Consider the following 16,035-nt stretch of genomic DNA (forward strand, 5'->3'; position numbering starts at 1 on the left):
TTGAGGTGTAACCCAGCCCCCCTATCGCGGCTATCAAGATCAACCCCGCAAATCCCCGGCGATACTTTGCGTTAATCCCCAGGAACCGCTTTAATCGCCCTCAACCTCCTCCGACTCCCCAAGGAACCGCAATGCGCCACCTGGACGGCAACCCCTCTCTGCTCCGCCACACTGTACTGGTCCTGTTGGCCGGCCTGGCTCTTGGCGGCTGCTCGCCCAAGACACACTCCGAAGCCACGGTGATCAGCGGCGAACAAGGCCGCTCCGGGGCGCAGTTGGCCTATGAGCACGAATTGAGCCTGTCCCTGCCCGCCGCGCTGCTGGCGCCACGGATGCAGGCGACCCGCGAGGCCTGCGAGTCGGCGCGCTTTGGCGCCTGCAACATCCTGGGCATCAAGGAGGACAGCAGCGGTGGCGAGATTGTCCTGCGCATTGCCCCCGCCGGTGTCGAACCGATGGTGGCGATGGCGGCTGAAGGTGGAAAGCTGGGGCAGCGCATCACCACCGCCGAGGACCTGGCCGATGCCGTGGCCGACGTTCGCCGCCGCCAGGAACGTTTGTTGGCGCAGCAACAGCGTCTGGATGAACTGGCCAAGCGCAAGGACATCACCGTGGGTGACCTGATCACCCTGAGCAAGGAACAAGCGAGCATCGAGAACGACTTGCAGGAACTGGCCCAGGCCGCTGCCGGCCAGCAACGTCGTCTGGATACCAACCGCGTGACCCTGAACTTCCGGGCCTCCGACGGTGCCCAGCAGCAGTCGCGCTTCAGCCGGATGTTCAGCAACCTCGGCGACAATCTGGTGAACGGCACCGCTGATGCGCTGGAGCGCGCCAGCTATGTATTGCCGTTCGTGATCCTGGCCTTCCCGGTGTTGTGGTTGTGGGTCTGGTTGTGGCGCAAATTCGTCAAGCGTCGTACCTAACGCTTCATGCACCGCTGATAACGCTCATCCACGCGCTTGGCAAACCAGGCCGTGGTCAGGTTGCGGGTGATCTTCGGGCTTTTCAGCACGATGCCCGGCAAGATCGCCCGAGGCAGTGGTTTGCCCTCGGCCTTCTCGGCCAGGGCAAAGACCCGTTGATAGAGGGTGGTTTCTTCAAAGTCCAGGCGGTCGCCCTGCTCCAACTGACTGCGGATGCTCGGGTTACGCATATCCAGGGACTTGCCCAACGAACGCACCGCCAGTTCGGTCGTGCCGGGCAAGATTGAGCCGTAGCGGATCAGGTCCCCATCCAACGCCAGTGACTTCCCCGAGACGCGGTTCACGGCAGCCTGGAACGCCGCATTGCGGCTGGCGTACCAGCCGGCGTTGAAATCGGCGAAACGATACAACGGCTGGTCATAGTTCACCGGGTACCCCAACAAGTGAGCGATGCCGAAATACATGCCACCACGACGGGTGAAGACTTCCCGGCGAATCGTGCCATCCACTGTGTAGGGGTAATTCCGGGCCTGCTTTTCAGCAAAGGCGACGCTAACTTGCATGGGGCCTGCGGTGTGTACCGGATTGAAGCCACCAAACAAGGTATTCCCCAACGGTACGACGCTGATGAAGTCGTCAAAGATCGCGCTCAGGTCCTTTTCCGTATGGGCAGCACTCAAGCGATCGGCGTAGGACTTGCCCGTGGGCGAGCGCAACTGCAGCGCGGTACGCACCAGCACGGCAGGAATGTGCACCTTGCCCGCACGCCGGAGGATTTCGTCCTGGGCAATCTTGCCCATGTTCGGCACCGACGGGTCCACCTGATAAGTAGACTCCTGCTCGGTCACCGCCAGTACCGCGCAAATGTTTTCGGTGCTGGGGTAAATCTTCTGGGTATTGAACGCGGTGTAGATGTCCTGGGCCCAGCCAGCCCTGTCCGCGACTTTAGCCGGCAACAACCGCACAATTTGTGCCTTGACCTCGGCTTCGCTGCGCTCCGGCTGTTGCTGGGTGCGTTGGCTGGAGCAACCGGCCAGCACCAGCAGCGTGGTCAGGCAGAAGATCAGGCGGGATGAGAACATGGGGCTTCCTTGGACGACGATGGGCAGTCATGGCGGACAAGTCTAACGCGGGTTTGCCGACCTGCAGTACTCGCCAGCCGCAGCGCAACTGTGACAGGATCGGACTCCCGCCGTTCCAACAAGGAGTTTGAATGCCATGCTCAGCGTAAACTTCCTCATCACTTGCCTGATCGTCGTGCTGATCCCCGGTACCGGCGTGATCTTCACCATTTCCACCGGGCTTACCGCCGGCAAGCGAGCCAGTGCCTTTGCCGCGCTGGGCTGTACCGCCGGGATCGTCCCGCACTTGTTGGCATCGGTGCTCGGGCTGTCCGCCCTGCTGCACACCAGTGCGCTGGCCTTTGAAGCGCTGAAGTATGCCGGGGCTGCCTACTTGCTGTACCTGGCCTACGCCACCTGGCGAGACCGTTCGGCCTTTGCCATGAATGACACGCCCACAGTGTCCAGTGCCCGCAGCCTGATGGTCAGGGGCTGCCTGCTGAACATCCTCAACCCTAAGCTGACGATTTTCTTCCTGGCGTTCCTGCCGCAGTTCGTCACCCCGGGCAGTACCGCGCCGGCCGTGCAAATGTTGTGGCTGAGCAGTGTGTTCATGGCGATGACGTTGGCAGTGTTTGTGATCTACGGCCTGCTGGCCAATGTGTTCCGCCGCGCCGTGATCGAATCGCCACGGGTGCAGAACTGGCTGCGCCGCAGCTTTGCCGCGACATTTGCGGGGTTGGGGCTGAATTTGGCGTTTGCGCAACGCTGAAGCCATCAACGGTAGGAGCTGTCGAGCGCCAGCTCCTACATTGAATTTACTTCAGATCCCGGCCAGTGCCAGGTCCATTGCGAAGTAGGTAAAGATCAGGTCCGCACCGGCCCGCTTGATCGAACCCAACGTCTCCCGGACGATCCGGCCCTCATCAATGGCCCCTGCCTGGGCGCCGAACTTGATCATCGCGTACTCGCCACTGACCTGATACGCCGCTACCGGCAAACGCGAGGCTTCGCGGATGTCGCGGATGATGTCCAGGTAAGCACCCGCCGGCTTGACCATCAGCGCATCCGCGCCCTCCTGTTCATCCAGCAACGACTCACGCACCGCTTCGCGGCGGTTCATCGGGTTCATCTGGTAGCTCTTGCGGTCGCCCTTGAGCGCACTGCCACCGGCTTCACGGAACGGACCATAGAGGGCAGACGCGAACTTGGTGGAATACGCCATGATCGGAATATGGCTGAAACCGGCCTCATCCAACGCCCGGCGGATGGCCTGGACTTGCCCGTCCATGGCGGCCGACGGCGCAATCACATCAGCACCGGCGCGAGCCGCCGCCACTGCTTGCTTGCCGAGGTTAACCAGGGTGCGATCGTTGTCGACTTCAGCGCCCTGCATCACGCCGCAATGGCCGTGATCGGTGTATTCGCAGAAGCAGGTGTCGGACATGACGATCATTTCCGGCACCGCGTCCTTGCAGATCGCCGACATGCGCGACACCAGGCCACGTTCGTTCCAGGTGTCACTGCCGCTGGCATCCAGGTGATGGGACACGCCGAAGGTCATCACCGACTTGATCCCGGCACGGGCATAGCGTTCGATTTCACCGGCCAGTTTCGACTCGGGAATGCGCAGTACCCCAGGCATGCTGGTGATCGGCACAAAGTCGTCGATTTCTTCTTCGACAAAAATCGGCAGCACCAGGTCGTTGAGGGTGAACTCGGTTTCCTGGAACAGGCCACGCAACTCCGGGGAGCGGCGCAAGCGGCGAGGACGGGCTTCGGGGAACTGGCTGGACATTGATGCTCCTGAAAAAGACCTGTAGAACAAGGCAGGTGACGAGGTGAATAGTTTAAAGGCGAAAGCTTATGCCCGGATTGACCGGGAGCACAAACCACCCCTCCATAACAGTGCCTTTGCGTTTCCGTAACAATCACCGCGACTTGATAAAATCCGGCTACTCCCGGCAAAAGCAAAGGAGCACTCCCCATGTTTGATATCCAGAACTATGGCAGTTTTATCGCCGCCATCCTGATCTTCCAACTGATCCCGGGGCCAGGCACCTTTGCCATTCTTCACGCGACGGCGCGCAATGGCGTGCGTGCCGGGTTCGGTGCGGTATTCGGCACGGTACTGGGAGACGTGATCTTCATGCTCGCCGCTTCGGCGGGCCTGGCGGCCTTGATGAAGGCCAATCCCATGCTGTTCATGGCGTTGCAGTGGGTCGGTGCAGCCTACCTGTGCTGGATGGGACTGCAATTGCTGTTCACTCCTGTCGGCCACGACACCGCAGGGCTGGAACCCAAGCGCTCCGGTTGGATCTATTTTCGCAAAGCCGTCGCCGTCAGCCTGACCAACCCCAAGGTGATTCTGTTTTTCGTGGCGTTTTTTCCGTTGTTTATCCGACCGGACTCACCTTCAAGCACCTTGGTGGCGATGATGGTACATGTCACGTTGATCGGCTTTTTGTATCAGGTGCTGCTGGTGTTGGCAGGCAACGCCGTGGCCTTGCGCTTGAGGACGTTTCCATTGGCGCGAAAGATTGCCACGCGCGTCGCCAGCCTGGCGCTGATCGGTTTTGGCATCAAGCTGGCGGCCAACCACCGTTAAAGGGTCAATTGCCCGTCAATGCAGACCGAGACCGCACCGCCAATCCAGATTTCTTCGCCTTGGCGCTCGACTCGAATTCGCCCGGCGCGGCCCATGGCCGTGCCCTGGCTGACCACATAACGATTCGGCGCCAAGCCCTCGCCCAGCAGCCATTGAGCCACACCGGCGTTGAGGCTGCCGGTGGCGGGATCTTCCGGGGCACCATCACCGGCAATAAACGCGCGGACTTCAAACTGCGCCTCCAGACCATCCCGTTCAGGGTTCCACGGGGCAACCACCCCAACCGCCAGCCCGTGCAATTGCGAGTAGTCCGGGTGCAGTTCCAGAACGGCCTCACGATCTGCCAACATCACCGCCAGCCAGCCCGCGCCGTTATCGACCCACTGGCTGCGAATAATCGCCCCCGGCTCCAGTGCCAATGCCCGCCGAACCCGCTCTACCAGCTCGGTATCTACCGGACCTGAACGTAACAACGGCGGCGCGATAAAGGCCAATTCGTCACCCTGACGCCGGATGCGCACCAGGCCGATTTCACATTCCTGGATGATCTCCTCTCCCCTGGGCTCGCCACCGGCTTGCAGCCAGGCATGGCAACTGCCCAAGGTAGGATGGCCGGCAAACGGCAGTTCCTGCAGGGTGGTGAAGATTCTTACCCGGTAGTCGGCCCTTGGGTCACGAGGCTTGAGCAGGAAGGTGGTTTCGCTGAGGTTGGTCCACTGGGCAAAATCGGCCATCTGCTGGTCGCTCAGGCTGTCGGCCCCCAGCACCACGGCCAGGGGATTGCCTTTGAGGGCAACGCTGCTGAAGACATCCAGCTGTTTGAAGTCGAAGGAAGGCATGGGGCTCCTGTCAGTCCATTATTGTCAGGCGGGAATGCTCAACCCGCGGATCACCGCCGGTCGTGCGACAAAGCCGTCCAGCACCCGCAGTACATTTGGAAAATCGGTAATCCCCACCAAGTCGCCTGACTCATAGAAACCAATCAGGTTACGGATCCAGGGAAAGGTCGCGATATCGGCGATGGTGTACTCGTCGCCCATGATCCAGGTGCGGCCCAGCAGGTGTTTTTCCAGCACGTCCAGCAAGCGCCGGGATTCAGCGGCGTAACGGTCACGGGGGCGTTTGTCTTCGTAGGCCTTGCCGGCGAATTTGTTGAAAAAGCCGACCTGTCCGAACATCGGCCCGATACCAGCCATCTGAAACATCAGCCACTGAATCGTCTCATAACGCGCCGCCGGGTCCTCAGGCAAGAACTGGCCGCATTTCTCGGCCAGGTAAATCAGGATCGCGCCGGACTCGAACAACGCCAGCGCCTGACCGCCGGGGCCATTGGGGTCGATGATCGCCGGGATCTTGTTGTTGGGGTTCAGCGACAGGAATTCAACGGAGAGTTGGTCCTGAGTCTCGAAGCTGACCTTGTGCGGCTCATACGGCAGGCCCAACTCCTCCAGCATGATCGACACTTTGACCCCGTTGGGCGTCGGCAAGGAGTACAGTTGCAGGCGCTCGGGATGCTGGGCCGGCCATTTGCGGGTGATCGGGAACGTGGAGAGTGAGTTCATCGCAAAGCTCCAAGACAAGAAGGGTCCATCATAGTCATCTGGCGAGCCGCTTGCATTGGTCTTCAATTCGCAACATCGCCTCGCTAATCTCCCGCCGACGCGAACCAAAAACCCCAAGTGCACTCTATAAGTGCGCCCAAACGGTGAAGGGAAGCACGCCGCTACCACGACATGGAAAACCGCACGACGCCTGAAGCGTTGCTGAAGCCGGGCTTGTCCGCCTTAACCCGATGCACTGAAGACTGAAACTACCAATGACATTCAAGCCTCTGTGCCTTGCCAAACGCCTCAAACGCTACTCGTACATCATGTTGCCATTACTGTTGGTGGCGGGTGCGCTGACCCTGACCCTGGAAGCCCGCGAAAGCCGCGCCCAGCAAGTGGACGGCGTGCAGACCCTGGTATTCCTGCGCCACGGTGAAAAACCAGCAGGCGGCCTGGGCCAGCTCAATTGCCAAGGCCTGAACCGCGCCATGAACCTGGCCACCGTGCTGCCGGAAAAGTTCGGCAACGCCAACTACATATTTGCCGCCAACCCGACCCGTAACGTCGAGGAAGGTGAGTTCGACAATTCCTACAGCTACATTCGACCGCTGATGACCATCAGCCCCAGCGCCATCAAGCTCGGCCTGCCGGTGAACATCGAGTACTCGGCCAATGACACCAGCGCCCTGGCCGACGAACTGGTGGAAAACAAATACCACAACTCAATCATCTACACCGCCTGGTCCCATGGCTACCTGCCAGAGCTGATCAACAAGGTGGCGAGCGAAGCGGTGGGTGAAGAACACACCATCACCGAGGACTGGTCCGGCAGTGATTTCGACACGCTGTATGTGTTGACCCTGACCTGGCACAACGGCAAGGCGAGCCTGCTCAGCCGCAATTACAAGCAAGGTTTGGACAACGGCCAGCAGACGTGCCCGGCGGCGACTCAGCTCAGTGCGGATATCTGACCTACACCACGCAGAGCCCGCATGAATTGCAACAGCGGCGTATGATGCGCCGCTATTGACTCATCTGCGGATCCTCAACATGTCCAACCTCTCCTCCACCCACCCCGCCCGGGGTTGGTCCTTCTGGTGGAAACCGGCGCTGTTTCTCCTGGTCGCCTGTGTCGGTCTCTATTACGTGAAGTGGTCGCCCTACTACTTCAAGGCCTTTGTCGCGGCCGATAACCACAGCATCGGCGCCTCGATTCTCAACGACGAGCAAAGCGCACCGCTGGCTGCCGCACTGGCCTACGCCCAGGTGTATTTCCTGGCGATCTGGAAAGCCGCCGTGCTGGCCGTGATCCTCGGTTCGTTGCTGCAAGTGCTGATCCCCCGGGACTGGCTATTGCGCCTGTTTGGCCGTGCCGGACTGGGCTCGACCTTGCGTGGCGGGCTGTTCGCCTTGCCGGGGATGATGTGCAGTTGCTGTGCCGCGCCGGTGGCCGCCGGCATGCGTCGCCAAAAGGTTTCGGTAGGTGCCGCGCTGGCATTCTGGATCGCCAACCCGGTGCTCAACCCGGCAACCCTGGTGTTCATGGGCTTTGTGCTCGGCTGGGGGTTTACCGCCTTGCGGCTCGTCGCCGGGATTGTGCTGGTGGTGGGCGTTTCGCTGGTGGCCCAGCGCATTGCACGTCCTGAGCAAGTGCCGGAAGCGGCGCTGGACGCCGTCGCCGACGCGAGCACCGTCGAGACCCAACCATTCCTGGGCCGCTGGCTACGCACCTTGTGGCAGCTGTTCTGGAGCACGATCCCAGTCTATATCCTGGCGGTGCTGATCCTGGGCGCGGCGCGGGTCTGGCTGTTTCCCCATGTCGATGGCGCGATGGCCAACAGCCTGATGTGGCTGGTGCCCCTGGCAATTGTCGGCACGCTGTTTGTGATCCCGACCGCGGCAGAAATCCCCATTGTGCAGACCATGATGACCTTGGGCATGGGCACTGGCCCGGCCGTGGCGTTGCTGATGACTCTGCCGAGCGTGAGCCTGCCTTCGCTGTTGATGCTGCGTAAGGATTTTGATGCGCGAGTGCTGGTGACGGTGGCCGGGTTGACCATGCTGATGGGTGTGGTGTGTGGCCTGATTGGAATGGCCATTCTATAACCCCCCGAACGCGGGCCCCGTAGGGGCCCCGCTTTTTCCTATCGGGCCGCTCGCTCGCGCAAATACTCCAGCACCGCGCCTTGCTCCCCGGAGAACTCGATCCGCGCGCCTTTGCTTTCTCGCTGGAAGGCGTACATCGGGTCGTAATACTCACGCAACCCGATAATCCAGCCTCGGTGCAAGTCCACGTCGCCACTGCGGGCCTGCTCGGCCAAGGCGTCCTGCATCAATCCCAATAATCGTTGATAGCGTTCGCCACCGAGGCGCTTGTGGATATTGGTCAAGCTCTGGATCAGGCGCTCGGCGAACAGATCGAAACCCGTCTCGCCAAATTCGGCAATGAACTGCGCGCACAGGTCGGTTACATAGTCGCGCAACACGCGCTCGACCCGGTTTTCCAGACTTTCCTCCAGCCAGACCATGGAAAACGCCTGCATGCCTCGGTGCAAATTCAGCGGCAAGGCACAACTGCCGATCATTCGACTCTCATCTTCCACCACAAACTGCTCGATCCCACGGGCGCGCTTTTTCAGCAGATCCACAGCCAAGCGGTTTTCAAAATCAATGTTGGACGGCTGGGGCGTAGCACGTTTGCCAAAGCTGGACCCGCGATGATTGGCATGCCCTTCCAGGTCCAGGCCGTTGTCCAACTGGGTGAGGATCTCGGTTTTACCGCTGCCGGTCATGCCACCCAGCAAGACAAAATCGCATTGCGACACCGCCTGATCCACCGTTTCAAGCAAAAACGTTCGCATGGCCTTGTAACCACCGCCAACGCGCGGGTAATCAATACCGGCTTCATCCTTGAGCACTTGCTGCACAAGATGAGAGCGCAGTCCGCCGCGGAAACAGTAAAGGTAGCCATCGGGGTTGGCCCGGGCAAACCCGACCCAGCGCTCAAGGCGCTCATTGAGGGTCGCCCCACTGACCAACTGCCGCCCCAAGGCGATCGCGGCCTCTTGCCCTTGCTGCTTATAACAAGTCCCGACCCGCTGACGCTCATCATCGGTCATCAGCGGCAGGTTGATCACCCCGGGGAAAGCACCCTTGATGAACTCCACCGGCGCGCGGGTATCCATCATCGGCCGATCGTTAAGAAAAATGTCGCGGTAATCGGTGATGTCGATGGGCATCAGAACACCTCTACCGCGTTGGTCTGTCGCTCAACCAGTTGGCCGATGGGTTCCAGGCTCAGTCCAAGTTCGGCGGCCACCGCCAGGAACTCGGCGTTGCCTTCAGGGGTGACCGCAATCAGCAGCCCGCCGCTGGTTTGCGGATCGCACAACACGCGTTTGTGCAGTTCATTCACCCGCCCCAGCTTGCTGGCGTAGCTGTCGAAGTTGCGCAAGGTGCCGCCGGGCACGCAGCCTTGGTCCAGGTAGTACTCGACCCCGGGCAGGCGTGGGACTTTTTCGTATTCAATGCGGGCAGTCACACCACTGCCGTCCGCCATTTCCACCAGATGGCCCAACAGGCCAAAACCGGTGACATCGGTCATCGCCGTCACACCGGACAGCTTGCCGAAACGGCTGCCGGGTTTATTGAGGGTACACATCCAGTCCCGCGCCAGGCCGATATCGGCTTCGCGCAATTTGCCCTTCTTTTCCGCCGTGGTCAGGATGCCGATACCCAGCGGCTTGGTCAGGTACAACTGGCAACCGGCAGTGGCAGTGTCGTTGCGTTTCATGTGGCGCTTTTCCACCAGGCCGGTGACGGCCAGGCCGAAGATCGGCTCGGGGGCGTCGATGGAGTGACCACCGGCCAGGGGAATACCCGCCTCGTCACACACCGAGCGACCGCCACGAATCACTTCACGGGCAATTTCAGGCGCCAGCACGTTGACCGGCCAGCCGAGAATCGCAATGGCCATCAACGGGTCGCCGCCCATGGCGTAGATATCGCTGATGGCGTTGGTGGCGGCAATACGGCCGAAGTCGAAGGGGTCATCGACAATCGGCATGAAAAAATCGGTGGTGGAGACTACGCCACGCTCTTCGTCGATGGCGTAGACCGCCGCATCGTCCCGCGAGGCGTTGCCCACCCAGAGTTTGGGGTCGAGGTTCTGCGCACCGCTGCCGGCAAGGATCACTTCCAGCACCTGGGGGGAAATCTTGCAACCGCAACCCGCACCGTGGCTGTACTGGGTCAGGCGAATCGGCTCGTTCATGGATGTACCTCAAGGCAACTAGTCGACGGATTCTATCAGACACCCAGACAACAAAAGGCCGACTGGCCCGTCCGTGTAGCCGCTGCCGAGGCACGAGGCTGCGATGGGGTGCGAAGCAGCCCCCCGAGGGCAGTCCTGTTAGTACCTCGGCAGCGGACACGGATGAGCGCAGCCGGCCTTTGATCTCAGCCTTTTAGTGTTTTGCCGCAAGCCGCTTATGCCGACTGCGGCGTGCCATGTTCAGACACTCGATCACCGCCGAGAACGCCATGGCTGCATACACATAACCTTTTGGCACATGGGCGCCGAAGCCTTCGGCGATCAGGGTCATACCGATCATGATGAGGAAGCCCAGAGCCAGCATCACAACGGTCGGGTTGTCGTTGATGAACTTGGCCAACGGCTCGGCCGCCACCAGCATCACGATCACCGAGACCACTACGGCAATGATCATGATCGGCAAATGCTCGGTCATGCCCACGGCAGTAATAATGCTGTCGATGGAAAACACCAGGTCCAGCATCAGGATCTGCCCGATGGCCGCTGCAAAGCCCAGGGACACGCTCGGCGTGCTGCTTGCCACCTGTTCAGGCTCCGGGTCCATGCTGTGATGGATCTCGGTCGTCGCCTTCCACACCAGGAACAGACCACCGGCGATCAGGATCATGTCCTTCCAGGAGAACGCCTGCCCGAAGATCTCGATGACCGGCGCGGTCAACTGCACGATGAAGGCAATGGTGCTCAACAGGCCCAGCCGCAGGATCAACGCCATGCTGATGCCGATACGTCGCGCCTTGGCTCGATGCTGCACCGGCAACTTGTTGGTGAGAATCGAGATAAAGATCAGGTTATCGATCCCCAGCACGATCTCCATGACGATCAAGGTAGCCAGTGCGACCCAGGCGGTCGGGCTGGCGGCCAGTTGTAAAAGGTAATCCATAGGTCAGTCCTGACGTGGTGTGCTGAGGTTAGGTTTCTTGCGAAGTCGGTTCAGGTTTCTTCTCTTCCTGTTGCTCTTTGTCTTTCGGAGCAATCAAGCCTTTGGTCGCATCACTCAAAGCCTGTTCGGCGGCCTGGTGAGTGTCATCGATCACCTGCTTGGCCGATTCGGTGGCTTTGCCCAACAGTTGTTGTGCGCTTTTTTCAGCCTGATCACAGCCGCTGAGCATGATCAATGAAAGCGCAAGCAGCGACGCCGCGCCCAGAGAATTGAGTTTCATGATGCGTTCCTCGTTAGAACCGTTGGGTCCAAGCATTGGCCCCTCGATAGCGACGCATTCTATGGGGATGAACAGTTCAGGAAAATTCGTATTTTTTTCGCTTATACTTCGATTTACACGAAGTAACATCTTCCTTTTGAGGCGCCCATGCTCAATTACCGTCAACTGCACTACTTCTGGGTGGTGGCCAAGACCGGCAGTATCGTGCGTGCGTGCGAGCAACTGAACCTCACGCCACAGACTATCAGCGGACAGATCAGCCTGCTGGAGCAAACCTTCGGTGTGGCGCTTTTTCAGCGCGTGGGACGGCAGTTGGAATTGACCGAAGCCGGTCGACAGGCGCTGCCCTATGCCGAGCAGATGTTCCAGACGGGCAATGAACTGGAGGCGATGTTACGGGCCCAGCCCAATGAACAGCAGATCCTGTTCCGGGTAGGCGTGGCGGACGTGGTGCCCAAATCCATTGTCTACCGGCTGATCGCGCCGACCATGGAGCTCAGCGAGCCGATCCGCATCACCTGCCGTGAAGACAAGCTCGAACGCTTGCTGGCGGACCTGGCGATCCAGCGCCTGGATCTGGTGATCTCCGACAGCCCGATGCCCACGCACCTGGACATCAAGGGCTACAGCCAGAAACTGGGGGAATGCGGCATCAGCTTTTTCGCCACCCGGGCTTTAGCTGACCAGCATGGCGGTGCTTTCCCACAGTGCCTGCAGGGCGCCCCGTTGTTGATTCCTGGGGCAGAAACCGTGGTACGCAGCCGCTTGTTGCGCTGGTTTGCCGAGCAACAGATCCAACCGCGGATTGTCGGGGAGTTTGACGACAGCGCCTTGATGCAGGCCTTCGGCCAATCCGGCAGCGGCATTTTTATCGCCCCCAGCGTGATTGCCGACGAGGTGGCGCGCCAGTACGGCGTGGTACTGATCGGTCAGACTGAAGCGGTAACCGAGTCCTTCTATGCCATTTCGGTGGAACGCAAGGTTAAGCATCCCGGCATCGTGGCGATTACCGAGGGGGCTCGGCGGGAGTTGTTTACCGCCCTCCCCGACTGATGCCTCAGACGCACACTTCGCGGGTCTTGGCAGTCATCAGCCACAACGCCAACAGCATCGACAGCAGGATAAAACCCGCCGCGGCAAAGCCCAGGCTGCCCAGGCCCAGCGTGTCGATCACCCGCCCGCCGACCATTGCGCCCAGGCCAATCCCCAGGTTGGCCCCGGCGATGTTCAGCGACGCGGCAAACGCCGGCGCGTGGGGCGCGACCTTCATCAGGCGCACGTGGCTGACCAAAAACAGCGCTGCCTGGGTCACGCCCCAGATACCCATCGCCGCCGCCAGCCCCAGCGTAGAGTGGATGGCTGGCACCAGCGCCACCATGCCAGTGATCATGAAGCCGCAGAACACCATCGAGGCGATCAGCGGGTGGCGGTCCACCATGCGCCCGCCCAGGGAGTTGCCGATCAGGCCGACCGCACCAAAGCCCATCAGGCACCAGCCCACCAGCGTGCCGTCGAAGCCTGCCAAACGTTCAAGAATGTCTGCCAGGTAGGTGTAAGCCGTGAACATGCCGCTAAAAACCAGGATCGACAGGACAACATGGCCTTGCATCAGCGGGCTGCGCAGGATCTTGAATTGCGAACGCAACGTGACCTGTTCTTTCTTCACGCGGGTCGCCGGCAGGTAGACAAACAGCAGCAAGGCCTTGGCCAATGCCACCACCGCCAGGATGCCAAAGGCGGTACGCCAACCGAACATGTCGGAAATCAGCGTACCCACCGGGATGCCAAACACCGTGGCGCAAACAATGCCGAAGCCGATCTTGGCAATCGCCCGGCCTGCGTAGTCCGGGCCGACAATGTCCACCGCCGTTTCACTGGCCAGCGCCCAGAACACCGGCAGCCCCAGGGCTGGAATCAACCGCGCCACCGACATCACCCAGATATTCGGGGCCAACGCCGCCAGGGTATTGGCCGCACCGAACATCACCAGGATGGTGATAAACAGGCGCTTACGCTCGAACCGGGCGAAGTAGGCCGTCAGAAACGGACCGAACGCCGCCACGGTGAAGGCAAACAGGGTCACCAGCAGGCCGGCCTGGGACACGCTGACATCCAGGTCGCGGGCGATGGAAGGCAGCAGGCCAACGATGATGAACTCTGTGGTCAGCACGGTAAAACCGGCCGCCGACAGCAGCAGGATGGGCAACAACATGAATAACTCCAGAAACGACGACGCCAACGACAGCCCGAGGGCTCGCTGACAGAGAGGAAATAAGAGGATGCTGGATCTTAACAGAATGTGTCCGACTTTGGGAAAGCCGAGCAGGGCCAGTCGTGTAACAGGGTGACTGAACGCCGCACCCAACCGGGATATTTCCTACAGCATGTTAAACTTTGCCGAACATCCGGTTACCGTTCGGCCTTGCCTTGGCGCTTTACCCTCCGGCAGCCTGTGCGCTGCCTTGCCTGCACCAATCGCCGCACCCATTAGAAAAACCAGAGACAACTCTATTTATGACTGCTGCCCCTTCCCTCTTAAACCGACTCATGGGCGTCAGCCTGGTCACACAAATCGTGATTGGCCTGATCGCTGGCATTCTACTGGCCCTGCTGCTGCCCGACGTGGCCCAGGCCACCGGGTTTATCGGCAAAGTGTTTGTCTCGGCCCTCAAGGCCGTCGCGCCGATTCTGGTATTCGTGCTGGTCATGGCCTCGATCGCCAGCCACAAGCACGGCCAGGAAACCCATATCCGGCCAATTCTGTTCCTGTACCTGTTGGGCACCTTTGCCGCCGCCGTCGTGGCTGTGATTGCCAGCACCCTGTTTCCCTCTACCCTGGTGCTCGCCACCCACGATGTGGCCATGAGCGCCCCCGGTGGCATTGGCGAAGTGCTGCAAAGCCTGTTGCTCAGTGTGGTGGACAATCCGGTCAGCGCACTGATGAACGCCAACTTCATCGGCATCCTGGCCTGGGCGATCGGCATGGGCATCGCCATTCGCCATGCCAGCGAAACCACCCGCACCGTGCTGGCCGACCTGTCCAATGGGGTTACGCTGATCGTGCGCATGGTGATCCGCTTTGCACCGTTGGGGATCTTTGGCCTGGTGGCCTCTACCCTGGCGACTTCCGGCTTCGGCGCCTTGCTGGGCTACGCCCACCTGCTGCTGGTGCTGCTTGGCAGCATGTTGTTTGTGGCGCTGGTGATCAACCCGGCCATCGTGTTCTGGAAGCTGCGCCGCAACCCGTACCCGCTGGTGCTGATGTGCCTGCGGGAAAGCGGCATCACCGCCTTCTTCACCCGCAGTTCGGCGGCGAATATCCCGGTCAACCTGGCGTTGAGCAAACGCCTGGGCCTGCATGAAGACACCTATTCGGTGTCGATCCCCCTGGGGGCGACCATCAATATGGCCGGCGCCGCCACCACCATTACCGTCCTGACCCTGGCCGCCGTGCACACCCTGGGCATCGCCGTGGACATCCCCACCGCTATCCTGCTCAGCGTCGTAGCGGCAGTCTGCGCTTGCGGGGCATCGGGCGTGGCCGGCGGTTCGCTGCTGCTGATCCCCCTGGCGTGCAGCCTGTTCGGTATTCCCAGTGAAGTCGCCATGCAAGTGGTGGCCGTGGGCTTCATCATCGGCGTGTTGCAGGACTCGGCGGAAACCGCCCTCAACTCCTCCACTGATGTGTTGTTCACCGCAGCGGCCTGCCTGGGCAAGGATGAGCAGACGGCGTAAAGCATGCGCTCACAAAAAAGCCCGGGCCGGTTCTTACAAACCGGCCCGGGCTTTTTATTTCAGGACGTTTAGAACGCGCCCATGTAGTCACGCTTGCCCACTTCCACACCGTTGTGACGCAGCAAGGCGTAAGCGGTGGTGACGTGGAAGAAAAACTGCGGCAGGCCGTAGGTCAGCAGATAGGACTGGCCACTGAAGCGCTTCTCTTTTGGCGTGCCAGGACGGGTGACGATCTCGATGCCTTCCTTGCCGTCGATCTGTGCCGGGGTGATGGTGTCGATGAACGCCAGAACCTTGGCAATCAGCGCTTGCAGGTCAGCAAAGGTCACTTCGGTGTCGTCATATTTCGGCACTTCGATTTCAGCCAGGCGGGCAGAAACGCCTTTGGCGAAGTCGACAGCGATCTGCACCTGACGTACCAGCGGGAACATGTCCGGGAACAGGCGTGCTTGCAGGTAGGCATTCGGGTCGATGTTCTTGGCGGTGGCATGGGCCTCGGCCTTGTTCAGCACATCGCTCAGGGCGTTGAGCATTTGCTTGAAGACCGGGAGGGAAGCGGCGTACAGGGAAATAGTCATGACAATCTCGACAATGGTGGCAGGGTTTGAACAGCCGCGATTATAGACATGCTCGCCGCCGGCACTGCTTGTCTTTTATTTTTTCAG

At 60.5% G+C, this 16,035-nt stretch carries 17 protein-coding genes; 7 read left to right on the forward strand and 10 right to left on the reverse strand.

Going from position 1 to position 16,035, the window contains the following annotated elements; all coding sequences use genetic code 11:
- Positions 1–131 precede the first annotated feature (131 nt).
- A complete protein-coding gene (locus GNF76_RS18730) occupies positions 132–926 on the forward strand; it encodes a DUF4349 domain-containing protein (RefSeq protein WP_155584612.1) in 795 nt (264 codons plus the stop codon).
- Here GNF76_RS18730 and GNF76_RS18735 read toward each other — a convergent pair.
- Positions 923–2,008, reverse strand: coding sequence for a DUF1615 domain-containing protein (locus tag GNF76_RS18735; RefSeq protein ID WP_155584613.1), 1,086 nt, complete (start codon positions 2,006–2,008; stop codon positions 923–925). The genes GNF76_RS18730 and GNF76_RS18735 overlap by 4 nt on opposite strands.
- Positions 2,009–2,144: 136 nt before the next feature.
- Here GNF76_RS18735 and GNF76_RS18740 point away from each other — a divergent pair, with 136 nt between their 5' ends.
- A complete protein-coding gene (locus GNF76_RS18740; RefSeq protein ID WP_155584614.1) occupies positions 2,145–2,759 on the forward strand; it encodes a LysE family translocator in 615 nt (204 codons plus the stop codon).
- A gap of 51 nt (positions 2,760–2,810) precedes the next feature.
- On the opposite strand, the gene hemB is transcribed toward GNF76_RS18740, so the two are convergent.
- Entirely contained in the window at positions 2,811–3,785 is a 975-nt protein-coding gene (gene hemB / locus GNF76_RS18745; RefSeq protein WP_155584615.1) for a porphobilinogen synthase, read from the reverse strand.
- A gap of 189 nt (positions 3,786–3,974) precedes the next feature.
- Between hemB and GNF76_RS18750 the strand changes: the two genes are divergently transcribed.
- Positions 3,975–4,595, forward strand: coding sequence for a LysE family translocator (locus GNF76_RS18750; protein WP_155584616.1), 621 nt, complete (start codon positions 3,975–3,977; stop codon positions 4,593–4,595).
- On the opposite strand, the gene GNF76_RS18755 is transcribed toward GNF76_RS18750, so the two are convergent.
- On the reverse strand, positions 4,592–5,434 hold the full coding sequence (locus GNF76_RS18755) for a PhzF family phenazine biosynthesis protein (protein ID WP_155584617.1): 843 nt from the start codon (positions 5,432–5,434) through the stop codon (positions 4,592–4,594). The genes GNF76_RS18750 and GNF76_RS18755 overlap by 4 nt on opposite strands.
- Positions 5,435–5,458: 24 nt before the next feature.
- Positions 5,459–6,157: a glutathione S-transferase N-terminal domain-containing protein gene (locus GNF76_RS18760; RefSeq protein WP_155584618.1), complete on the reverse strand. Its 699-nt coding sequence runs from the start codon at positions 6,155–6,157 to the stop codon at positions 5,459–5,461.
- Positions 6,158–6,411: 254 nt separating this feature from the next.
- Between GNF76_RS18760 and GNF76_RS18765 the strand changes: the two genes are divergently transcribed.
- Together GNF76_RS18765 and GNF76_RS18770 are read left to right on the forward strand one after the other, a co-directional pair.
- Positions 6,412–7,113 (forward strand): histidine phosphatase family protein, encoded by a 702-nt coding sequence (locus GNF76_RS18765; protein WP_155584619.1) that lies wholly within the window; start codon positions 6,412–6,414, stop codon positions 7,111–7,113.
- 79 nt (positions 7,114–7,192) lie between these two features.
- Positions 7,193–8,248: a permease gene (locus tag GNF76_RS18770; RefSeq protein WP_155584620.1), complete on the forward strand. Its 1,056-nt coding sequence runs from the start codon at positions 7,193–7,195 to the stop codon at positions 8,246–8,248.
- 38 nt (positions 8,249–8,286) lie between these two features.
- Here the strand turns inward: GNF76_RS18770 and mnmH are convergent, their stop codons facing one another.
- The 4 genes from mnmH to GNF76_RS18790 form a co-directional block, all read right to left on the reverse strand.
- Complete coding sequence (mnmH, locus tag GNF76_RS18775; RefSeq protein WP_155584621.1) at positions 8,287–9,381, reverse strand: tRNA 2-selenouridine(34) synthase MnmH; 1,095 nt, start codon at positions 9,379–9,381, stop codon at positions 8,287–8,289.
- Positions 9,381–10,415 carry a selenide, water dikinase SelD gene (selD, locus tag GNF76_RS18780; RefSeq protein ID WP_155584622.1) on the reverse strand — a complete coding sequence of 345 codons (1,035 nt, stop codon included), beginning with the start codon at positions 10,413–10,415 and terminating at the stop codon, positions 9,381–9,383. Before selD ends, mnmH begins: the two co-directional genes overlap by 1 nt.
- 193 nt (positions 10,416–10,608) lie before the next feature.
- Positions 10,609–11,355, reverse strand: a complete 747-nt coding sequence (locus GNF76_RS18785; protein ID WP_155584623.1) for a TerC family protein — start codon at positions 11,353–11,355, stop codon at positions 10,609–10,611.
- 28 nt (positions 11,356–11,383) lie between these two features.
- The gene (locus GNF76_RS18790) at positions 11,384–11,635 is read right to left on the reverse strand and encodes a hypothetical protein (RefSeq protein ID WP_155584624.1); all 252 of its coding nucleotides are present in this window, start codon (positions 11,633–11,635) and stop codon (positions 11,384–11,386) included.
- A 147-nt stretch (positions 11,636–11,782) separates the two neighbouring features.
- Here GNF76_RS18790 and nhaR point away from each other — a divergent pair, with 147 nt between their 5' ends.
- The gene (gene nhaR, locus GNF76_RS18795) at positions 11,783–12,688 is read left to right on the forward strand and encodes a transcriptional activator NhaR (RefSeq protein WP_155584625.1); all 906 of its coding nucleotides are present in this window, start codon (positions 11,783–11,785) and stop codon (positions 12,686–12,688) included.
- Positions 12,689–12,692: 4 nt separating this feature from the next.
- On the opposite strand, the gene GNF76_RS18800 is transcribed toward nhaR, so the two are convergent.
- Complete coding sequence (locus GNF76_RS18800) at positions 12,693–13,847, reverse strand: MFS transporter (protein ID WP_155584626.1); 1,155 nt, start codon at positions 13,845–13,847, stop codon at positions 12,693–12,695.
- Positions 13,848–14,149: 302 nt separating this feature from the next.
- On the opposite strand from GNF76_RS18800, the gene sstT reads away from it, so the two are divergent.
- Positions 14,150–15,370 carry a serine/threonine transporter SstT gene (gene sstT / locus GNF76_RS18805; RefSeq protein WP_155584627.1) on the forward strand — a complete coding sequence of 407 codons (1,221 nt, stop codon included), beginning with the start codon at positions 14,150–14,152 and terminating at the stop codon, positions 15,368–15,370.
- Between the two features lie 68 nt (positions 15,371–15,438).
- Here the strand turns inward: sstT and GNF76_RS18810 are convergent, their stop codons facing one another.
- Complete coding sequence (locus GNF76_RS18810) at positions 15,439–15,948, reverse strand: DUF1993 domain-containing protein (RefSeq protein ID WP_155584628.1); 510 nt, start codon at positions 15,946–15,948, stop codon at positions 15,439–15,441.
- Positions 15,949–16,035: the final 87 nt, after the last annotated feature.

Origin of the sequence: Pseudomonas spelaei (genome assembly GCF_009724245.1) — a bacterium.
Classification (GTDB): Bacteria; Pseudomonadota; Gammaproteobacteria; order Pseudomonadales; family Pseudomonadaceae; genus Aquipseudomonas; species Aquipseudomonas spelaei.